This window comes from Methanosarcina spelaei (assembly GCF_002287235.1).
In the GTDB taxonomy this organism is placed as follows: Archaea; Halobacteriota; Methanosarcinia; order Methanosarcinales; family Methanosarcinaceae; genus Methanosarcina; species Methanosarcina spelaei.
In genome coordinates, this window is the sequence record NZ_LMVP01000303.1 from 1 (window position 1) to 1100 (window position 1100).

1 protein-coding gene is annotated in these 1100 nt (G+C 40.8%); it reads right to left on the bottom strand.

The genetic code is table 11. The features are described from left to right. A partial coding sequence (locus tag ASJ81_RS13365) for a COG1361 S-layer family protein (protein WP_245860137.1) occupies nt 1-997 on the bottom strand: 997 nt, incomplete at its 3' end. Nucleotides 998-1100: the final 103 nt, after the last annotated feature.

The following is a 1100-nucleotide window of genomic DNA, read 5'->3' on the forward strand; positions in this document are numbered from 1 at the left end:
CGAAATCCGTTGTTCCTCCTACAAAAAGTCCTGCTGTGGTCTGAATATTTTTCGAATTGGAGTCCGAATTTTCATACGAGAGGTTCACGTTCAAAGTATAAAGTCCTGGAGTAGCGCTTACATCTGCCATTACGGTATAGTCGACTTTTACGGATTGATCTGCTCCCAGATACTTGATATGTTTTGTGTTGTCGGAGTATACAGGTAAAACCACGCCTTTCGGGTCATTCCAGGAGAAAACCAGGTTTTTCAGCGGGGAAGTTCCCGTGTTTGTCACAATAAATTCAAGAGGTTCTTCCTTTGCGATATCAATATCAGCCTTGCTTACGGTCACAACCTGAGCATATTCTTTACCCTGAACCTCTAACTGAATTGTTTTCGTAGTTGTAATCGTATTTGACGAGGACCCACTCTTATAGGTGGTGACAATATCAAGATCATATGTGCCTTCCGACGCGTTGGCATCAGTCATGAGTTTGAATTTCAAAACTCCAGCATCGTCATCATCCTGTCTTGCATTTAGGTAAGAGATGCTCTTTTCAAGGTCTTCTCCGGAAAGTTTACTGAAAGGATATTCCGGATTAAGTGCCACCTTTATGTCTTTGAGGTCATCGTTTCCTATATTCTGCACACTGAGAGTAAGTTCAACAGGTTCTCCAGGTCGCGCAGCGTCAGGGCTTTGATTAGTTACACTTACCTGTACAGTTGCAGAATTTATATTTCCATTTGATGCACTAAGTGTTGTTCCGGTTTTAACCGTATTCGATTTTTGATTAGTTACGTTTTCCTGCACAGATGAAGAACTTATATTCCCATTTGATGCGCTAAGTGCTGTGTCATCCCCCAAGTACATACTAGAGCTTTGGTTAGTTAAATTTGTCTGCATAGACGAGGAATTTATATCAACATTTGCTGCGCCGAGTGCTGTCCCGACTCCAAGGCATATAAATGCAGAAGAGAACAACAGTATTAATGTTACCAAAGAGAGCTTTTTCATTTTAATCCCTCATGTTCATTTTTCTGACGTGTTTCAATTTTTTCAATCTCACCGTCTCTAATATACACTACTCTTGTTGCATATCTTACAAGCTCGACGTCAT